The sequence below is a fragment of the Capnocytophaga sp. oral taxon 336 str. F0502 genome, from assembly GCF_000411575.1.
Taxonomy (GTDB): Bacteria; Bacteroidota; Bacteroidia; order Flavobacteriales; family Flavobacteriaceae; genus Capnocytophaga; species Capnocytophaga ochracea.
This window is the reverse complement of the sequence record NZ_KE150488.1, coordinates 661,998-678,064: the sequence shown is the minus strand read 5'-3', so window position 1 is coordinate 678,064 and position 16,067 is coordinate 661,998. Positions and strand designations below refer to the sequence as shown.

Sequence of the window (16,067 nt, the reverse complement as noted above, 5' to 3'; positions counted from 1 at the left end):
CCTTTTGAAACAACAAAGGTACGATATTTTTTTATACCGACCAAGTTTTTTGATAAAAAAGTGGTCTTGCCAAGAATCGAACTTGGATCAAAAGTTTAGGAAACTTCTATTCTATCCGTTGAACTACAAGACCTGTAATTAATTTTTTGCAAAGGTACGACTTTTTTTTGAAACTACGAAAAAATGTGATGAAAGAAGAGAAAAGTGCGAGGCCTTAGGCCTTAGGTCATAGGCACTAGGAATGCGACGAAAAAGTGACAAGAGGGTGGGGAATTTGGAAAATTAGCAAATGAGAAAATTAGCAAATGAGAAAATTGGGAAATGAGAGAATAAGTAGTGATAAAAATAGTTTTTTGACAGGTCGGACGTGTCGGGCAAGAGGTTAGGCGAGATTGAAGACTTTATTGGGGAGGGTCTTTTTGGGGTCGGAAGGAAACGGAAAAGTTCGGAAGAGGGCTGAGAGAGGTTTTGGTAAAAAAAGGCTGTGAGGAGGGTGGGGTTAGCTTATAGAGAGCTTATAGGAAGCTTATACGAATCTTGGACGATTGGTATAGGAAGGGAGTATAAAAAGTTGATTCATAATATAATACAACAACGCTAAAAATGCTAAAAACGGGGTTTCGAGGCGAAAGAAAGAGGAAGAGGTACTAGGCCTTAGTCCATAGGCACTAGGGAATAACATCCCCCTTTACACATACCCAGCTGTCGCTGGCTACCTTCAAAGGGGGAATATAGCGAAGGGAAAGGGAATTAGCGAATTAGAAAATTGGGAAATTAGCAAATTTGTGGGAGCAGTTTAGGGGGAGTGTGAGGGAGAAAAAAAGATGAAACATCCCCCTTTACACATACTCCGCTCTCGCGGACTTCCTTCAAAGGGGGAATATAGCGACGGAAAAGGGGGAGTGTAGTGACGGGAAACTTTTTTTATAATGAGATGTAATTGAATAAGAATTTTATCATTTTGGGTTTTGGGTTGTATTCATATTCAATTTTTGATTTATCTTTGCGTTTTAAAAACTAAGAATAAAATGGATTTTCTTTTTACTGCTGATGCCTTTGTGGCGCTTATTACTCTTACGTTCCTCGAAATTGTATTGGGGATTGATAACGTGATATTTATCTCTATCGTTACGGGAAAACTGCCCGAACATCAACGTAAGCGCGCTACACGCTTAGGGCTTTTCTTGGCGATGTTTTTGCGCATTGCTCTTTTATTGGGTATTTCGTTTCTGATTAGGTTGAAAGACCCGCTTATCAGCCTTGACTGGGGGTGGTTTTCAGCTCATTTTAACGGGCAGGCTCTCATACTGCTTGCGGGGGGTATCTTCCTGCTCTATAAATCGACTAAGGAAATTCACGCGAAAGTGAATCATATAGAACACGTTACACAATCGGATAACCCTAAGGGGCGACAACACGCTTCTTTCGGAGGAACTATTGTACAAATACTGCTGATAGACCTTATTTTCTCGATGGATAGTATTCTTACGGCGGTGGGAATGACCAGCGGGCTGACAGGGGCGATTTATATAATGATTACAGCGGTAGTGCTTTCGGTGGGCATAATGATGCTTTTTGCAAACCCTGTGGGCAACTTTGTAAACCGTAATCCTTCGATTCAGATATTGGCACTTTCGTTCTTGATACTCATTGGTTTTATGCTTATTACTGAGAGTATGCACCTATCGGAAGCGGTATTGGCAGGGCAAACGGTGGGCGCTGTGCCTAAGGGATACTTGTACTTTGCAATAGCGTTTTCGTTAGGGGTAGAGTTTCTGAATATGAGAATGAGAAAGGCTTCACCTTCAACCTCTCTCCCAAGTAGTGGCGAGCAAAGTGAAAAAGAGGTAGAAAAATGATGAATGGTTAATGATTAATGATAAGAGGAAGAGTATGTAGCTCACGCTATAGAAATTCGATAAAAAAATAAGCAAAAATAAAGGCTTCGCTCTTTTAGAGTCAAACAAAAATAGATTGTAAATGAATGAGCTTATTTCTTAAAGGGCGATTTGCCAATCGCCCCTACGCACACCGAAAAGGCGAGTGATTATAAGGTAATCAACTTTTTCAAAGGTCGTAGCAAGACAGGGTGCGAGCTACAATGGAAGACTTTGAAGTACCCACAGGAGCAGTTGCCCATATAGAAAAACAATATACCGAACTTACCTCTCTCAGTTGGGAAGGACAACGCACCTTTACCGATGAGGATTTTAAGCTTGTGATAACACTCTCTATACACCGAGATACTGGAAAACCCACAGCTATCTTTATAGGGACTACCCAAAAAGCTCTTTTTGATAAACTATTAAATGATTTAGGAAGTTATGGTCTGCAATGGGATTACACTTCGTATGATGATTAAAATTAACGAAAATGAAAAACCTTAGAAAAGAATTACGCCCCGATTTTGCAACCGCAGAAAAGCTGTACCCACTCGTGCTCAAACGCCTGCAAGACTACGAAGCCTTTTGGGATACTCAAAGTGAAGACACTCCCGAAGAAGTGTTTGAAAAAGAATACAATGCGATGGAGCAATACCTCAGTGAGCTCACCGGTAAAGACTTTTCCAACACTTGGCTATGGGAATGGTGGGAAGGCAACGGCATTGAAGCTTTTGCCTTTGATTTGGCAATGCCCGACCCTGTAAAACACAACAACCTCACCCGAGAGGACATCGCAGCTTTTGTGCGTATCATCATAAACAATGAATTTGAGTGCGAAAACGATTTTCAAAGGGAGTTTATGCCTTATATGTTTTACAGCGATGGCTACTTCTTTCAGTTTTTAGAACTCAACTGTCCGCACTTTGACCCTACTGTGTTCAATACCACAAAAGATAAAGAGGGTAATTATCACCAACCTACTGTAGAAGGGGTAATGAAAAAGATATGGAGATAACCTAACACTTAAATATCTAAACAAATGGAACTAAATCGTATCAAAGGAAAAATCGCTTTTATCTCAGGTGCCAGTAGTGGGATAGGTAAAGCGGTAGCCGAAAAGTTGGCACAAATGGGCGTCAATTTGATTCTCTGCGCTCGTCGGGCTGAGATATTGGCGGAACTGAAAGCCCAACTCGAAAAAGAACACGCTGTGGAGGTTATAACCTTAGCTTTCGACGTGAGAAACTACCAAGAAGTAGCGAAAAATATCCAGTCCTTACCCGAAAAATGGCAACAAATAGATATACTCATCAACAATGCGGGCTTGGCAATAGGATTGCAACACCTCTATACTTACGCCATAGAAGATATAGACCAGATGATTGACACCAACATCAAAGGGTTTACCTATATTGCCAACAGTGTGATTCCGCTAATGATTGCCACCGACAAGGTGGGGACGATAATGAACGTCGGGTCGGTAGCGGGTGAGATAGCTTACCCCAATGGCAGTATTTATTGTGCGACCAAGTTTGCTGTAAAAGCCCTCAGCGATGCGATGCGCATAGAGCTAATGGACAAGAAGCTGAAGGTAACGACCGTAAAACCAGGGTTGGTAGAGACCAATTTCAGCAAAGTGCGTTTCAAAGGCGACGAACAAAAAGCTGAGAATGTGTATAAGGGTATTACGCCCCTATATGCCGAAGATATAGCCGACACCATAGCCTATATCGTCAATCTGCCAGATAAAGTTCAAATCACCGATATTACTGTTACCCCGCTCCACCAAGCGGATGCCTTACATATTTATAAATTAGCAGATTAGATAATTTGCTAATTGCTAATTAGTAAATTATACTTACCTTTGTCACAAAATAACGTATGATGTGGTTCGTTTTTGCACTACTTTCGGCTATCTTTGCTGCTCTTACCGCTATTCTTGCCAAAATAGGCATTGAAGGGGTCAATTCTAATGTAGCGACCGCTATCCGCACAGTGGTAGTTGTGTTGCTGGCGTGGGCAATGGTTTTTATCACCCAAAGTCAGCATAATATTGCCCAGATAAGCCAGCGCAGTTGGCTCTTTCTTATCCTCTCAGGAATTGCCACAGGGGCATCGTGGTTGTGCTATTACAAAGCCCTGCAAATGGGAGAAACTACCAAAGTTGTTTCGGTAGATAAACTAAGTATCGCCATTACCTTTGTTTTGGCTATTATCTTCCTACACGAGGACTTCACCCTTAAATCGGTGATAGGTGCCTCACTCATTACCATAGGTACCTTAGTGATGATATGGTGAGAGTAGGAACGAAACGCCACTAGCAGGGCGGGCTAAATTGTTTAGTATATTTTCCCATAGAAAGATTACTTTAAAGAATTTAGGTTATTTACGATGAGTATAGGGTGTCTGTATCACATCTAAACCACGTATGTGGCACGAATATAAGGAGAAGATAGGAGAAATATTTTTTGTTCGTTACGCCAAAAAAGACTACCTTTGCTCCCTAATTTAATTAAAAAAACCGTTATGAGAAAGCTGTTAATTTTAGCAAGCCTTGCTCTCATTGGAGTTGCTTGCCACAAAAGTGATGATGACAATAACAATAATAACAATAAAAAAACTCCTGACCCGTGGGAAGAAAAGACATTATTGCCTACTAAGTACATCATAGAGCGTTCAAAGGATGATATCTCCGAAATGGTTTACACCATAGAGGACGGATTTATTAAGGAAGCAAGAGAGTTCAAAACTTATCGTTCAAATCGAAAGGAAGTCAAACATTTGATTATTAAACCTCTAAAGGGTAAGAAACTTCCTGCCAGGATAGATATTGATAAAGACGGTATAGCTCAAGGAGTTGTAGAATTTAGTTTCAATGACCAAGACCAAGTTACTGAAATTAGAAAAAGTAGAATAGGAAAGCATCCTATGTCTATTACTTTTGGCTACAAAGATGGAAAACTAAGTGAATTTTCTCCTTCAATCGTTTACAAACTTACCTACCCAGATGCCCATACTGTGGTCGCAACGAGTGCTTCTGGACACGACAGAAAAACCTATACTTTTAGTCCAGAAGGCAACTTGATAAAGAAAGTAAAAGATAAACTCAATGACGGAGGAGAAGTTTTTCTTAGAGAGATCTGTCTATATGAGTATGACCTGCAGAAGAAAAACCCCAAGAGAGACTTGCAAATACAACTTGTCACGTTAGCAAACACTCCTTTAGATAAGTACATCTTTTATGAGCTTTATGAAGCCACTAATAGCAAAAACCTTGTAGTAAAACAAACTAAACTAACCCAAGTACAAAAAGACCCTAACAACCCCAGCTTAGGACTTACTACAGGCACTCCATATTTAACTGAATATAAAAATGAAGCTAATAATCCGCAAGGTTACGCTACTAAAATTACCGAAGTGATGATGGGATATGATAGTACTATTGAAAAATATGAGTACTAATACAAGCTGTATCATACTTTATAGCTGGAAGAGAAGTGTCACTAATTTCACAGAAGATATTTTGTGTGTTTGACCTAAATGCAGATACTGAGCCTTTTTTATCTCATTTTTTGTCCGTTACACCAAAAAAGACTATCTTTGCTCCCTAATTTAATAAAAAATCGTTATGAGAAAACTGTTAATCTTAGCAAGTCTTGCTTTCATTGGAGTTGCTTGCTGCAAAAGTGATGATGACAATAACAATAATAGCAATAACAAAGCTCCTGACCCTTGGGAAGAAAAGGTTATATTACCTACTAAGTACATCATAGAATATTCAGCAGATAGTTCCACCGAAATGGTTTACACCCTAGAGGATGGTTTTATTAAAGAAGCAAAAGAGTACGAAATTTCTGGATCAGAACGAAAGGAGGTCAAACATTTGATTATTAAACCCCTAAAAGGTAAAAAGCTTCCTGCCAGAATAGATATTGATAAAGACGGTATAGCTCAAGAAGTTGTAGAATTTAGCTTTAATGACCAAGACCAAGTTACTGAAATTAAAAAAAGTGAATTAGGAAAGTTTTCTATGTCTATTACTTTTGACTACAAAGATGGGAAGCTAAGTAAATTTGCCCCTATCCCTTCAGTAGTTTACAATCTTACCTACCCAGACGCCCATACTGTGGTGGCAACGGGTGATTCTGGATACGACACATATATCTATACTTTTAGTCCAGAAGGCAACTTGATAAAGAAAGTATACGATAATCTCACAAACGGAGTAGTTTCTTTTAGAAAGACCTATCTATATGAGTATGACTTACAGAAGAAAAACCCCAAGAGAAACTTGCAAATACAACTTATCACGTTAGCAAACACTCCTTTAGAAAATTACACCTTTTATGAGCTTTATGAAGCCACTAATAGCAAAAATCTTGTAGTGAAAGTATTCGAACGAACCCAACAACTAGAAGACTCTAACAACCCTAGCTTAGGACTTACTAAAGGTAGCCCATACTTAAGTACAGAATATAAAAATGAAGCTAATAACCCGCAAGGTTACGCTACTAAAATTACCAAAGTGACGGACGGAAATGATGGTACTATTGAGAAATATGAGTACTAATACAAGTGTATCATACTTTATAGTTAGAAGAGAAGTATCACTAAACTCAATTAAGAATGTTAATAATAAAAAATCTCCACGCAGGTGTGGACGGCAAAGAAATCCTTAAAGGAATTGACTTAGAAATAAAAGCAGGCGAAGTACACGCTATTATGGGACCTAATGGAGCGGGCAAATCTACCCTTTCGGCGGTGATTGCGGGTAACGAAAACTTTGAGGTAACAGAGGGTGATATCCTCCTCAATGGCGAAAGTCTGTTAGAAGATGCCCCCGAAGAGCGCGCACATAAAGGCATTTTTATGTCTTTCCAATACCCTGTAGAAATCCCTGGAATATCAGTAACCAACTTCATCAAAACTGCTATCAATGAGAGTCGCAAGGCACAAGGATTACCCGATATGCCTGCTGCTGAACTTCTCAAAAAAATACGCGAAAAAGCCGCCCTTCTAGAAATCAACCCCGACTTCCTTTCGCGTTCCCTTAACCAAGGTTTTTCTGGCGGTGAGAAGAAACGTAACGAAATCTTCCAAATGGCAATGCTCGAACCTAAAATTGCTATTTTAGACGAGACCGACTCTGGGCTCGACATCGACGCCCTACGCATTGTAGCTAATGGGGTGAATAAACTCAAAAACGAAAACAATGCGGTCCTTGTTATCACCCACTACCAACGCCTTTTAGACTACATCGTCCCCGATTACGTACACGTGCTTTCCGACGGTAAAATCGTAAAAACAGGCGACAAAAACCTCGCCTTAGAATTGGAAGCAAAAGGCTATGATTGGCTGAAAGGATAAGCAAATTAGACTATGAATTTAAAAGACAAATGGGTAGCTACTTTTGAGCAGTTCCCACATAAAGGCGATATATTAAAAGACATTCGCAAAGAAGCCCTCAGTTTCTTTGCCGAAAAAGGTTTCCCGCATAAAAAAGTAGAAGCGTGGAAATACACCTCACTCTCTAACCTCCAAGCTACTGATTACAGCTTGTGGCAACCTATTCACAATAAAACAACCCTTTCACCCGAAGTATTACATAAGTACGCTATCGCGGATTGTTACCTGCTTGTATTTGTAAACGGCTATTACTGCCCCGAAATATCTAGCAAAGAGCTTACAGGCGTTACTGTTACACCCCTATTAGAAGCATTACACAAGGGCGGAGAAGCGTTTATCAAAAAATACTTCAATACCAATACCGAAAAAGGCGATATATTCACAGCCCTCAACACGGCTTTTGCCTCAGAAGGGCTCTATATAGAAGTGCCTAAAGGAAAAATAGTAGATAAATCCATACAGCTGTTGTATTTCAACGACAGAAAAGAAACCACTTGCTATCAGCCGCGCAATATTATTGCCGTGGGCGAGAATGCACAGCTCAAAGTCATTGAAGTACACCAAAACCTATCGGATACTGCTACGGCTATCCTTACCAACGTAGTAACCGAGGCTTTTGTAGCCAAAGATGCTTTCCTCGATTATTACAAATTGCAAAACGATAGTCTTACTGCTTCCCTTATTGATAACACCTATATTTCGCAAGAAGCAAATAGCCACGCCAGCGTACATACTTTCTCGTTTGGGGGCACACTCACTCGCAACAACCTTAATTTCTATCACCAAGGCGAGTATTTAGAGTCCACCCTTAAAGGGTTGAGCATTTTGCAAGGCACACAACACACCGACCATTATACGCTGGTGAACCACGCATATCCTAACTGTGAGAGTCATCAAGATTATAAGAGTATCGTAAGTGATGAAGCCACTAATGTGTTCAACGGTAAGATAATGGTGGAGCAAATCGCCCAGAAAACGAATGCTTATCAGCAGAATGACAATATTCTCCTCTCCGATAAGGCAACCGTATACACCAAGCCCCAGCTCGAAATCTTTGCTGATGATGTGAAGTGCTCACACGGCTGTACCGTAGGCTCTCTCAGCGCAGACTCCTTATTCTATTTGCAAACACGTGGGATAGGCAAAAAAGAAGCCTCTGCCTTACTCACCTATGCTTTTGCAAATACCGTATTGGAGAGCGTAAGCATTCCAGCCCTTTCGAAGTATATCAATGCGATTATTGCTGAGAAGTTAGGGGTAACCGTAGATTTTTAATAGATGAAGTATTAATAAAAAAGAAAAGCCTACTTGAAATTTCAAGTAGGCTTTTTTATTGGATATTGTGGCTGTTGTTTTAAACTCCCGTATAGTTTTCGGGCGTTATAACTTTTAGTTCTGCCTTTACATCTTCATTTACTTCCAAGGTATCGATGAAGTTGCTGATAGTCTCGGCAGTGATAGCGGTATTGGTACGCGTGAGGGCTTTGAGGGCTTCATACGGATTAGGATAACCTTCACGACGCAAAATCGTTTGGATAGCTTCGGCTACTACTGCCCAATGGTCTTGCAAGTCTTCGCGGATTTTATCTTCATTTAAAAGGAGTTTATTGAGTCCTTTGAGGGTAGATTGCAGGGCTATGAGTATATGACCAAAAGGCACCCCTACATTGCGCAATACAGTACTATCGGTGAGGTCGCGCTGTAAGCGGGAAATAGGCAATTTCGCTGATAGATGCTCTAAAAGAGCGTTGGCTATGCCTAAATTACCTTCGGAGTTTTCAAAATCAATAGGGTTTACCTTATGAGGCATAGCCGAAGAGCCTACCTCGCCAGCTTTTATCTGTTGCTTGAAGTAATCCATAGAGATATATGTCCAAACATCGCGATTTAAATCGATGAGAATCGTATTGATGCGTTTGAGAGCATCGAAAAGAGCGGCTAAATGGTCGTAATGCTCAATTTGGGTAGTGGGGAAAGAATGGTGCAAGCCTAATATTTCTTCTACAAAGCGGGTGCCGAAAGCCTTCCAATCGATATTAGGATAGGCTACTTTATGAGCGTTGTAGTTACCGGTAGCTCCCCCAAACTTGGCAGCATAAGGCACTGCTATAAGGGTTTGTAACTGCTGTTCTATACGAACGACAAACACCTCGAACTCCTTGCCTAAACGCGTAGGGGATGCCGGCTGACCGTGAGTGCGCGCCAGTAGAGGGATATCTTTCCATTGGGTTACTAAACTTCTCAGTTTGCTGAGCAATTGCTCCAAGGCAGGCAAATACACTTGTTGTACGGCTTCCTTGATGCTAAGTGGAATAGCGGTATTGTTGATATCCTGAGAGGTGAGACCAAAGTGGATAAACTCCTTGTATTTTTCTAATTGCAGTTTATCAAAAGCCTCTTTAATGAAATATTCAACCGCTTTTACATCGTGATTGGTAGTTTGCTCTATTTCTTTTACTTTTAGAGCTTCCTCTTCAGTGAAATTTTGGTAGAGTTTCCTCAAATCGGTGTATTTTCCCTTAGGAAAATTGGCGAGTTGAGGCAAGGGGAGTTCGCATAGAGCGATAAAGTACTCTACTTCCACTTGCACACGATAACGAATGAGTGCCATTTCGGAGAAGAAAGGCACAAGGGAGGTCGTTTTATCGGCATAACGACCATCGATGGGGGAAATTGCGGTTAACATAATTTCAAATTAGAAAATTAGTGAATTAACGTGAGTTTGATGTAAGAAAAATGTAGCTTACGCTACAGAAATCTTACAAATCTTAAAAAAAAATCAAACAAATAGGTAGTAAGCTACCTAAAAGTCTCGCACAGATCTCACGGATTACACAGATAGTCTTTCAATTGACAATTGATAATTGACAAATGTGATGGGCACGAATTGGCAACTGCGTTGCTGGATTTCACAGAATAGTAATGAAAAGACAATTGTAAATCAGTATTGTATATATAGAACAGACGTTAAATTAGAAAATTGTCTCATTGCTTAGTGTGTAACAATCTTGTGAGTTTAATGGCTAAATCGGTAAAAATAACTTTGCCATTGCCATTGCGCTCTACGTGTAACTGGGCTTCTTCGAGGAGGTTATGTATTGCCTCGATATTACCACCGTGAATAAAAGGGGCAAATTTGGCAAGTTGGAAAGTAGGGTCGGCGAATTGTATATACACCAAATTAGAGGCGGTATAGTTCAGTAGGAACGCCTGACGGAATACCTCAGCGCAATACTGCAAAAACTGTTTTTGCGCCTCCCGCCCTACGGTATTGATTTCGTCACTCCACTGCAAGAGTCCTTGTATAGAGGCTTTGTTACCACGCGCACGGTAGGCTGTGCGCACCCACGCAATAAACCAACGCTCAAAAATGGCTTCTTCGCTTTCTTTGTTGTTCATCAGTTGGAGGGCTTTGTTGAAGTTTCCTTGAGCGCGTAGGGCTATTTTGGTCGCTTCGGCATCAGCTAAACCACGTTCTACGAGGGCTTCTTTAATAGCATTCTCACTTAGAGGCGGAAAACGCAGGATTTGGCAACGTGATTTGATAGTGTCTAATAGGGCATTTTCATCTTCTACCACCAAGAGAAAGACTGTTTTATCGGCGGGTTCTTCGAGGAGTTTGAGGAGCTTGTTAGAGGCTTCGGCATTCATCTTCTCTGCCATCCAGATAATCATTACCTTATAACCACCTTCAAATGATTTCAGTGCTAACTTATTGGTAATCTCTTTAGCCTCATTTACCCCTATGTTGGCTTGTTTCTTCTCTATACCTAAGAACACGAGCCAATCAAAAAGGGAACCATAAGGCTGTTCTTTTACAAAAGCGCGCCATTCGTCCATAAAGAGAGCACTAATAGGGTCTTTTTTCACCTTGTCATTAATAGCTGTGGGGAAAGCAAAATGAAGGTCGGGGTGAGCGAGTTGGGCGCATTGAGCCTTTGCCTTGGGATTATCGTGCGAAAGAATGAGAGTCGCATAGGCGATTGCCATTGGCAAAGCGCCTTGTCCTTCGCCTGCCACAAATAATTGAGCGTGTGGAATGCGACCTGCTTCCACACTGGCTTGCAAATAGTTCTTTATTGTATCGTATCCTAAAATATTTTTAAAATCCATTTGTTATTTTCTTCTGAAAAGCACTTGATTAAAGCTACTAACTCTACTGCGGTCTTGTTGCGTCATAATAGCATAAACAGTCCAAGGAATTAGTAAATAACCCCCAATAATAATATAATCACGTCCAGCAAAAGCATAGATAAGTGCGGGTACTCCCAAAATAAGAATAATTAAGGCTACTATTTGTCCTATTTTTGAGGGTTTAGCATAAAAATCATTAGGCTCATAATTATATCGGCGGTTGCAGTTCTTGCAGACCAGCAAATTTTCTTCACCTTCTCGCATAGCAAACTCTACACGGTCAGCTGCTTCTGTACTGTATGGTATTTCTTTAGCGCAATGCTTACATTTAGTATATACTTTCATAGTTGGTAAGAATTAGTACTTTGTGATTTTCGAACACCCTCTTGTATAATGTGATGTAAATGATACTTCTATTGTTTATAAACGTTATTCTCTCTGTTGATATCTACACTTCTGTTATTAGGGTCTAATACTATACTCTGGATATTGTTCAAAGGCATATCGAGTTCAAAAGTGTAGGTAAGGTTACCCCAACCCCAAGCAGGAACTACCGTACGGGGATAATTAGGGTAAGTGTTTGGTTTTTCGCCGTAAGTCATTCGCAAGGGCACATATACGTATTGGGTTTTACCAGCTTTATCGGTTACAAAAAGGTCGATAGAAAGAGGCAGGCGTTCTAAGCGTTTGAGGGTAATTGCCGTTTTATTTCCTTTGGCTTCTACCTTGTCGATAGCGTAATCGGCTACGTGGTCAGTTTGCATAAACTCATTGAGGAACCATTGCAATTGCATTCCTGATACTTTTTCGGCTATGCGAATAAAATCATTGGGGGTTGGATTCTTGAAAGCATATTCTCGGTAGTAGCGTTTGAGAGTTTTCATCAGTGCTTCGTTACCCATTAGATAATCTAACTGAGTGAGGAAGAGCTGCCCTTTGTAGTAAGCGGCAATACTATAAGCGTAGTTCGTCGCATAACGGTCGGAATGAGTGATGGTAGGTTCTTGTAACCCCGATTTTACTAAGTTTAGGTAGCCATTGTAGGCTTTAGTAAAGGGATAGTTGGTTGCAGGAATGAGGTGCAACACTTGTTGTTCGGCAAGTGTTTGGATATAGGAGGTAAACCCTTCGTCCATCCACGGATAAGCTGCCTCATCGGTAGCTAAGAGGTGTTGAAACCAAGCGTGAGCCAGTTCGTGAATGGCAGTGCCTACTAAACTCTCGTATTTCTTACCGCCTTCCATAAGGGTACACATTGCATACTCCATACCACCATCGCCTCCTTGAATGAAAGAGTATTGAGCCCAAGGATATTTGCCTATAAGTGTATTGAAATAATCGAATACTTTGAGCATATCGGGCTGGATACGCTTCCAATTCTCTGGATATTTTTTATAGAAGAAGTGTATGGTCTTACCGTCGGTGAGAGTGTGCTTATCGTGAGTAAACTGAGGGTCGGCAGCCCAAGTGAAATCGTGTACACGTTCGGCTATAAAGTGCCACGTTTTGGTTTTAGCTTTGGTTTGGGGTATTTTTATGCCCTTATCTTCATAACCACAGCCCATTTCGTTAGGATTTTGCAACACGCCTGAACCTGCTACCACATAGGTTTTGTCGAGGGTGATTTTTACATCGAAGTTACCCCAAACGCCGTAGAACTCACGACCTAAGTATTCGGTAGTATGCCAACCTTGATGGTCGTAAGCTACCATTTTAGGGTACCATTGTGCCATTGAAAGCGCTACGCCATCGGGGCTATTCCGACCTGCACGACGTATCATTACGGGCACTTGACCTTCAAAGGTCATATCGAGTACTGTTTTGCTGTGAGGTAGAATAGGGGTGGGGAGGGTTACTTTTAGGATTGTACTTTCGTGAGAGAAGGTAGCTTTTTGTCCGTCCTGACTCATAGCCGTAATGCGCAATAGTCCGATTTCAGAAGGTGAGAGTTTGGCTATACGACTCTCGTAAATGGGGTTTTTATCGGTGCCGAGATTGTTAGCCATACGTCTATCGGGGTCGGGGATGGATTGCAGTTTGCTATCCATTTCGCTATTTGGCTGAAAAGCGTTGAAATAGAGGTGGTAGAATACTACGCGTAGGGTATCGGGAGAGTTATTGGTATACGTGAGTTTTTGGGTGCCTTTATACTGAAAGTTTTTCACGTCCATCGTTACGTTCATTTGATAATCAGCTTGTTGTTGCCAAGGGTTGTCTTGGGCTATTGCATTCAGCGTAAAAGCGAAAACAGAGAGTGCTAAGAGTATTTTTCTCATTATTATATTCTATTGATAGTTATTGAAAGTGCAAAGGTACGAAGTAATTAGCAAATTAACAAGTCGTAGCACGACGGGCAGGTGGAAAATGAGGGAATGAGGTGCGAGCCGCACAGGCAGTCGTAGCACGACAGGCTATTAACTTTGACAAAGTTTGAGATGAAAAAGCGATGTGTTGATACTGTTAGGAGGATTCGGAAGGAAACGGAGAGTTTCGGAAGATAGCTGAGAGAAGTTTTGGTGAAAAAAGGCTGTGAGGAGGGTGGGGTTAGCTTATAGAGAGCTTATAGGAAGCTTATACGAATCTTGGACGATTGGTATAGAAAGGGTATATAAGTAGTTGATTCATAATATCATACAACAAGGCTAAAAATGTTAAAAACGGGGTTTCGAAGCGAAAGAAAGAGGAAGAGGTGATAGGCCTTAGGCCATAGGCACTAGGGAATAACATCCCCCTAACCCCCTTCAAAGGGGGAATGTAACGACCGGGAAAGAGAATTAATAAATTAGAGAATTTGGAAATTAGCAAATTTGTTGGAGGAGCTTAGTGGGGGTGTGCGGGAGAAAAAAATATTATTATTTGGGTATATAACAGAAAAATAAGTGTATCTTTGCCTTTGGAATTTTATATCTGTGGCAAAATGCAACTTACTTGTATCATTGTAGACGATGAGCCTATGGCGCTCCAACTGCTAGAAAGTTATGTGGTAAAGACTCCTTTTCTGAGATTAGTCGGCAAATTTAGCAATGCTATTGATGTATTGACGTTATTATATGAAGGTAGCGCGCCCGACCTTATCTATATGGATATCCAAATGCCTGAGCTTACAGGGCTCCAGCTTTCTAAAAAGATACCTACCTCTACTAAAATTGTTTTTACTACGGCTTTTGACCAATACGCTATTGAGGGATATAAGGTAAACTCTATTGGATACTTATTGAAACCTTTTGATTATGCTGAGTTTTTGGAGACGACTCAAAAGGCTTTGCTATTAAGCACATCTTCTGTTACTGAAAGACCGCTCGAAGTAGTGCAGGATTATATGTTTGTAAAGGCGGATTACAAGCAAATAAAGGTGATGTATAATGATATTTTGTATATAGAAAGTCTTAAAGATTACGTAAAAATATACCTCAACAGTCAGCCACAACCTATTGTAACGCTGATGAGCTTGAAGAAATTGGAAGAGGAATTACCGGAAGAACGGTTTATGCGAGTGCATAGGTCGTTTATAGTAGCTTTGGACAAAGTAGAAGTAGTGGAGCGCAACCAAATAGTATTTGGCAAACAACGCATTACGATTGCTGAGAATTGTAGGGAGGCGTTTCTGAATAAAATAATGCCTAATGGTCAATAAAGAAAGTTGCTTGAAAAAATCAAGCAACTTTTTTAATTATTAGCCGTTAGTTGAATAAAGGTTTGTTCTAAGTCTTTATGCTTGTGATTAATTTGTAGTATTTTCAATCCGTTTTCTTTGGCAAAATCAAATACAGTGGGGCGCATATCTTCTGAGGTATCGAACTGTAACTGATATAGAAAATCATAGACATTATGCACTGATACTATGTTAGGCAAAGCGTGTAAGAGGCGTTCTTCGACACGAAAATCAAAAGCTACTTCTATAATTTGTTCTTTGTTTTGCAGTTCGGTCATTTTCTTATCTAACACGATGTTACCTTTATGCAATACAATCACACGGTCAGCCAAAGCTTGAATTTCTTGCATAATATGAGAAGATAGCAACACTGTTTTACGCTTACCTAACTCTTTGATAATATGGCGTATTTCTACCAGCTGATTGGGGTCGAGCCCTGTGGTAGGTTCATCGAGTATAAGAATTTCGGGGTCGTGAATAAGCGCAGAAGCCAAGCCTACACGCTGGCGATAGCCTTTGGAGAGTGCCTCTATCTTCTTATTACTTTCAGAAGAAAGCCCTGTAAGAGCAATTACCTCTTCAATCCTATCGGAGGGGACTTTGGGGTATAGTTCAGCCATAAAGCGCAGATATTCTCGCACGTACATTTCGATATACAACGGATTGTGTTCAGGTAAATACCCTATTGTTCTCTGTGCTTCAATAGGATTTTTTAGTATATCAATGCCATTTACTGTTATTGTTCCATCAGTAGGGGTAAGCGCTCCTGTAATCATTTTCATAGTAGTAGATTTACCTGCTCCATTAGGTCCTAAAAAGCCGGTGATTTCACCTTTTTCAAGTTGAAAACTGATAGCATTGACAGCCACTTGCTGTCCGTATATTTTTGTTAGTTGTTGAACTTCTACAGACATCTTATTATATTTTGGGCTCAAAAGTACAAAATAATAAACAATTGGCAAGCGTAATAATTAAAAAAAGGCTACCCAAAT

14 protein-coding genes, 1 tRNA gene and 1 pseudogene are annotated in these 16,067 nt (G+C 40.5%); 10 read left to right on the top strand and 6 right to left on the bottom strand.

Annotated features, from left to right (window positions below; all coding sequences use genetic code 11):
* Positions 1-61 precede the first annotated feature (61 nt).
* Positions 62-133: transfer RNA gene (locus HMPREF1528_RS03025), tRNA-Arg, on the bottom strand.
* Positions 134-1,028: 895 nt separating this feature from the next.
* Between HMPREF1528_RS03025 and HMPREF1528_RS03020 the strand changes: the two genes are divergently transcribed.
* From HMPREF1528_RS03020 to sufD, 9 genes and pseudogenes are all read left to right on the top strand, one after another.
* Positions 1,029-1,859, top strand: coding sequence for a TerC family protein (locus tag HMPREF1528_RS03020; RefSeq protein ID WP_016478576.1), 831 nt, complete (start codon positions 1,029-1,031; stop codon positions 1,857-1,859).
* A gap of 242 nt (positions 1,860-2,101) precedes the next feature.
* A pseudogene (locus tag HMPREF1528_RS03015) lies at positions 2,102-2,362 on the top strand (SMI1/KNR4 family protein); the annotation flags it as partial.
* Positions 2,363-2,373: 11 nt separating this feature from the next.
* Positions 2,374-2,898, top strand: coding sequence for a hypothetical protein (locus HMPREF1528_RS03010; protein WP_016478574.1), 525 nt, complete (start codon positions 2,374-2,376; stop codon positions 2,896-2,898).
* A gap of 24 nt (positions 2,899-2,922) precedes the next feature.
* On the top strand, positions 2,923-3,708 hold the full coding sequence (locus tag HMPREF1528_RS03005) for an SDR family NAD(P)-dependent oxidoreductase (protein WP_016478573.1): 786 nt from the start codon (positions 2,923-2,925) through the stop codon (positions 3,706-3,708).
* Positions 3,709-3,764: 56 nt separating this feature from the next.
* Positions 3,765-4,181, top strand: a complete 417-nt coding sequence (locus tag HMPREF1528_RS03000; protein ID WP_084667240.1) for an EamA family transporter — start codon at positions 3,765-3,767, stop codon at positions 4,179-4,181.
* 228 nt (positions 4,182-4,409) lie between these two features.
* Complete coding sequence (locus tag HMPREF1528_RS02995; protein WP_016478571.1) at positions 4,410-5,345, top strand: hypothetical protein; 936 nt, start codon at positions 4,410-4,412, stop codon at positions 5,343-5,345.
* Between the two features lie 166 nt (positions 5,346-5,511).
* Positions 5,512-6,453, top strand: a complete 942-nt coding sequence (locus tag HMPREF1528_RS02990) for a hypothetical protein (protein ID WP_016478570.1) — start codon at positions 5,512-5,514, stop codon at positions 6,451-6,453.
* 56 nt (positions 6,454-6,509) lie between these two features.
* Positions 6,510-7,250, top strand: coding sequence for a Fe-S cluster assembly ATPase SufC (gene sufC / locus HMPREF1528_RS02985; RefSeq protein WP_002675160.1), 741 nt, complete (start codon positions 6,510-6,512; stop codon positions 7,248-7,250).
* A 12-nt stretch (positions 7,251-7,262) separates the two neighbouring features.
* Entirely contained in the window at positions 7,263-8,564 is a 1,302-nt protein-coding gene (sufD, locus tag HMPREF1528_RS02980; protein ID WP_016478569.1) for a Fe-S cluster assembly protein SufD, read from the top strand.
* 79 nt (positions 8,565-8,643) lie between these two features.
* Here sufD and purB read toward each other — a convergent pair whose 3' ends face one another.
* From purB to HMPREF1528_RS02960, 4 genes are all read right to left on the bottom strand, one after another.
* Positions 8,644-9,975, bottom strand: coding sequence for an adenylosuccinate lyase (purB, locus tag HMPREF1528_RS02975; protein WP_016478568.1), 1,332 nt, complete (start codon positions 9,973-9,975; stop codon positions 8,644-8,646).
* A 299-nt stretch (positions 9,976-10,274) separates the two neighbouring features.
* Positions 10,275-11,402 (bottom strand): ATP-binding protein, encoded by a 1,128-nt coding sequence (locus tag HMPREF1528_RS02970; RefSeq protein ID WP_009420427.1) that lies wholly within the window; start codon positions 11,400-11,402, stop codon positions 10,275-10,277.
* 3 nt (positions 11,403-11,405) lie between these two features.
* Positions 11,406-11,768 (bottom strand): hypothetical protein, encoded by a 363-nt coding sequence (locus tag HMPREF1528_RS02965; RefSeq protein ID WP_016478567.1) that lies wholly within the window; start codon positions 11,766-11,768, stop codon positions 11,406-11,408.
* 68 nt (positions 11,769-11,836) lie between these two features.
* Complete coding sequence (locus HMPREF1528_RS02960) at positions 11,837-13,699, bottom strand: M1 family metallopeptidase (RefSeq protein ID WP_016478566.1); 1,863 nt, start codon at positions 13,697-13,699, stop codon at positions 11,837-11,839.
* A 641-nt stretch (positions 13,700-14,340) separates the two neighbouring features.
* On the opposite strand from HMPREF1528_RS02960, the gene HMPREF1528_RS02955 reads away from it, so the two are divergent.
* Positions 14,341-15,057: a LytR/AlgR family response regulator transcription factor gene (locus tag HMPREF1528_RS02955; protein WP_034567779.1), complete on the top strand. Its 717-nt coding sequence runs from the start codon at positions 14,341-14,343 to the stop codon at positions 15,055-15,057.
* 32 nt (positions 15,058-15,089) lie between these two features.
* On the opposite strand, the gene gldA is transcribed toward HMPREF1528_RS02955, so the two are convergent.
* Positions 15,090-15,989, bottom strand: a complete 900-nt coding sequence (gene gldA, locus HMPREF1528_RS02950; protein WP_016478564.1) for a gliding motility-associated ABC transporter ATP-binding subunit GldA — start codon at positions 15,987-15,989, stop codon at positions 15,090-15,092.
* Positions 15,990-16,067: the final 78 nt, after the last annotated feature.

What these genes read in the sequence shown, in the direction of transcription:
- HMPREF1528_RS03020 (WP_016478576.1), top strand. Translation starts at nt 1,029, where the DNA reads ATGGATTTTCTTTTTACTGCTGATGCCTTTGTGGCGCTTATTACTCTT.
- HMPREF1528_RS03010 (WP_016478574.1), top strand. Translation starts at nt 2,374, where the DNA reads ATGAAAAACCTTAGAAAAGAATTACGCCCCGATTTTGCAACCGCAGAA.
- HMPREF1528_RS03005 (WP_016478573.1), top strand. Translation starts at nt 2,923, where the DNA reads ATGGAACTAAATCGTATCAAAGGAAAAATCGCTTTTATCTCAGGTGCC.
- HMPREF1528_RS03000 (WP_084667240.1), top strand. Translation starts at nt 3,765, where the DNA reads ATGATGTGGTTCGTTTTTGCACTACTTTCGGCTATCTTTGCTGCTCTT.
- HMPREF1528_RS02995 (WP_016478571.1), top strand. Translation starts at nt 4,410, where the DNA reads ATGAGAAAGCTGTTAATTTTAGCAAGCCTTGCTCTCATTGGAGTTGCT.
- HMPREF1528_RS02990 (WP_016478570.1), top strand. Translation starts at nt 5,512, where the DNA reads ATGAGAAAACTGTTAATCTTAGCAAGTCTTGCTTTCATTGGAGTTGCT.
- sufC (WP_002675160.1), top strand. Translation starts at nt 6,510, where the DNA reads ATGTTAATAATAAAAAATCTCCACGCAGGTGTGGACGGCAAAGAAATC.
- sufD (WP_016478569.1), top strand. Translation starts at nt 7,263, where the DNA reads ATGAATTTAAAAGACAAATGGGTAGCTACTTTTGAGCAGTTCCCACAT.
- purB (WP_016478568.1), bottom strand. Translation starts at nt 9,975, where the DNA reads ATGTTAACCGCAATTTCCCCCATCGATGGTCGTTATGCCGATAAAACG.
- HMPREF1528_RS02970 (WP_009420427.1), bottom strand. Translation starts at nt 11,402, where the DNA reads ATGGATTTTAAAAATATTTTAGGATACGATACAATAAAGAACTATTTG.
- HMPREF1528_RS02965 (WP_016478567.1), bottom strand. Translation starts at nt 11,768, where the DNA reads ATGAAAGTATATACTAAATGTAAGCATTGCGCTAAAGAAATACCATAC.
- HMPREF1528_RS02960 (WP_016478566.1), bottom strand. Translation starts at nt 13,699, where the DNA reads ATGAGAAAAATACTCTTAGCACTCTCTGTTTTCGCTTTTACGCTGAAT.
- HMPREF1528_RS02955 (WP_034567779.1), top strand. Translation starts at nt 14,341, where the DNA reads ATGCAACTTACTTGTATCATTGTAGACGATGAGCCTATGGCGCTCCAA.
- gldA (WP_016478564.1), bottom strand. Translation starts at nt 15,989, where the DNA reads ATGTCTGTAGAAGTTCAACAACTAACAAAAATATACGGACAGCAAGTG.